General features: G+C 72.9%; 3 protein-coding genes. All 3 read left to right on the top strand.

Annotated elements, in window-relative coordinates; translation table 11 throughout:
• Window positions 1-348: alpha-glucosidase C-terminal domain-containing protein (locus tag GTW40_RS15870; protein WP_202485955.1), on the top strand; the 348-nt coding region annotated here is incomplete at its 5' end.
• Between the two features lie 31 nt (window positions 349-379).
• A complete protein-coding gene (locus tag GTW40_RS15865; protein WP_161180837.1) occupies window positions 380-1,744 on the top strand; it encodes a maltokinase in 1,365 nt (454 codons plus the stop codon).
• 1 nt (window position 1,745) lies between these two features.
• On the top strand, window positions 1,746-3,025 hold a 1,280-nt coding region (glgB, locus tag GTW40_RS15860; RefSeq protein ID WP_161180836.1), incomplete at its 3' end, for a 1,4-alpha-glucan branching enzyme.

Raw genomic sequence — 3,025 nt, 5'->3', positions numbered from 1 at the left:
CCGTCGAGCCTGCTGCACTGGACCCGCCGGATGATCGAGATCCGCAAGCAGAACCCCGCCTTCGGACTCGGCACCTACACCGAACTGCCGTCCTCCAACCCGGCGGTCCTCGCGTTCCTCCGCGAGTACGGCGACGACCTGGTGCTGTGCGTGCACAATTTCTCCCGGTTCGCGCAGCCCACCGAGCTCGATCTGCGGGCCTACGACGGGCGTCACCCGGTCGAGCTGATCGGCGGGGTGCGCTTCCCGGCGATCGGCGAACTGCCCTATCTGCTGACCCTCGCGGGCCACGGCTTCTACTGGTTCCGGCTCACCCGAGCCGCATCCCGCATCGGCCGCCGCCGCTGAGCGCCAGGCGCCGAGGAAAGGACGCGTGACCATGCCGAAGACCATCACCCTCTCCCCCCGCGCCGCGCTCGACGCGGGACGGCGGCCGGCCTCGCTGCGCGGCCTGCTGCTCGAATGGCTGCCCGAACAGCGCTGGTTCGCGGGAAAGGACCGGCCCGTCACCGACCTGACGGTGCTGTCCATGACCGAGCTGTTCCCGGGCTGTCTGCATCTGCTGGTGAACGCCTCGCACGCGCCGCTGCCCACCCCGGGCGGCACTCCCCCGCCCGGCGACTGCTACCAGCTCCTGCTCGGCCTGCGGGAGGAGATGGCACCGCGCCTGGAGCGGGCCTTCATCGGGCGTGCCACAGAGGGACCGTTCGCGGGCCTCGCCGTCTATGACGCGCTGCACGATCCGCGCTCGGCGCATCTGCTCCTGGAGCGGCTGCGCCGCCCCGGCCAGGCGGGCCCGCTGCGCTTCGAGACGGACCCGGCCGCGCGGGTGCCGGGCGGCCTGGCGCCCCGGCTGCTGACGGCCGAGCAGTCCAACTCCTCGATCGTGTACGGCGACGCGTACATCCTGAAGGTGTTCCGCCGGATCCAGCCGGGCGTCAACCCGGACCTGGAGGTGCCGAACGCGCTGACCACGCAGGGCTGCGCGCGGGTGCCCGCGCCGGTGGCCTGGTTCAGCACGACGAGCCCGCAGCCCGCGACGCTGGGCGTGCTCCAGCCGTTCCTGCCGGACGCCGCGGACGGGTGGACGCTGGCGCTGCGCGCGCTGGCCGAGGGCCACGACTTCACCGCCGAGGCGCGGGAGTTGGGCAGCGCCATGGCCGATGTACATCTGGCGCTCGCCGAGGCGTTCCCGCCGGCCGGGCCCGGTGAGCGGGGCCGCACGGCGGAGCAGATGTGCGCGCGGCTGGACGCCGCCGCGCGCGCCGTACCCGGGCTGCTGCCCCATGTGCCGGGGCTGCGGGCCGCGTTCGCGACGCTGGCCTCGTGCGACTCGGGGCCGCCGGTGCAGCGGGTGCACGGCGATCTGCACCTCGGCCAGGTGCTGCGGGCCGGGCGCGACTGGTTCGTGATCGATTTCGAGGGGGAGCCGTCCCGTCCGCTGGACGAACGGCGGGCCCCGCAGTCCCCGGTGCGTGACATCGCCGGGATGCTGCGCTCCTTCGACTACGCGGCCCGGCAGCGCCGCCCCTGGCGACCCGAATGGGCGCAGCGCTGCCGGGACGCGTTCTGCGCGGGCTACGCGGCCCGCGCAGGGTGGAACCCACGCGAGAAGCACGCGCTGCTGCGCGCGCACGAGACGGACAGGGCGGTGTACGAGGTGCTGTACGAGGCGAGACACCGGCCGGACTGGCTGCCGGTACCGATGGCCGCGATCGAGCGACTCGCCGCGTGGGGAGGCTGACATGGCACTGCGCGACATCTCTCCCCCCGAGAGCGCGGGCCCGCTGCGCGCCCTCGCGCCGCCGCTCGACGCCGGTGACCGTGACCGTCTGCTGGGCGGCGCGCACCACGATCCGCACGCCCTGCTGGGCGCCCACCCCGTGCCCGGCGGTGTGCTGTTCCGGGCGCTGCGCCCCCACGCCCGCGCGGTCCATGTCGTCGTGGACGGCGAGCGGTCCGCCCTGGAGTCGGAGGGCGGCGGCCTGTTCGCCGCCGTCCTGCCGTACCGGGAGATCCCGCCGTACACCCTGCTCGTCACCTACGACGACGCCGAGCACGAGGTCCACGACCCGTACGCCTTCCTGCCGTCGCTCGGTGAGCTGGATCTGCATCTGATCCGCGAGGGCCGCCACGAGGAGCTGTGGAAGGCGCTCGGCGCGGAGCCGATGACGCACGAGGGGGTGGCGGGCACCCGGTTCACGGTGTGGGCGCCGAACGCCCAAGGCGTGCGCGTGGCCGGGGAGTTCACGTTCTGGGACGGCACGCAGTACCCGATGCGCTCGCTCGGCGCGTCCGGGGTGTGGGAGCTGTTCCTGCCGGGGATCGGCGAGGGCACCCGGTACAAGTTCGAGATCACCTCGCGTCACGGCCACCGCTTCCTGAAGGCCGACCCGATGGCCCGCGCCACCGAGGTACCGCCGGACACGGCGTCGGTCGTGGCGGTGTCCCGGCACGAGTGGCACGACACGGACTGGATGGAGCACCGCGGGGACACGCCCGTGCACCGGGCGCCGTTCTCGGTGTACGAGGTGCATCTGCCCTCCTGGCGCCCCGGTCTGACGTATCGTCAGCTCGCGGACGAACTCCCGGCGTACGTCAAGGAGATGGGCTTCACGCACGTCGAGCTGATGCCGGTCGCCGGGCACCCCTTCAGCGGTTCGTGGGGCTACCAGGTCACCTCGTACTACGCACCCACCCCGCGCCTCGGCTCGGCCGACGACTTCAAGTACCTGGTGGACAGGCTCCATCAGGCGGGCATCGGCGTGATCATGGACTGGGTGCCCGCGCACTTCCCCAAGGACGACTGGGCGCTGGCCCGCTTCGACGGCGAGCCGCTCTACGAGCCCGGGGACTCCCGGCGCGCGGAGCACCCGGACTGGGGGACGTACGAGTTCGACTTCGCGCGGACCGAGGTGCGCAACTTCCTTGTCGCCAACGCCGTTTACTGGTGCGAGGAGTTCCACATCGACGGGCTGCGCGTGGACGCGGTCGCCTCGATGCTCTACCTCGACTACTCGCGCGA

Origin of the sequence: Streptomyces sp. SID4985 (genome assembly GCF_009863025.1) — a bacterium.
Lineage (GTDB): Bacteria > Actinomycetota > Actinomycetes > Streptomycetales > Streptomycetaceae > Streptomyces.
This window is presented reverse-complemented; position numbering and strand designations above follow the sequence as displayed.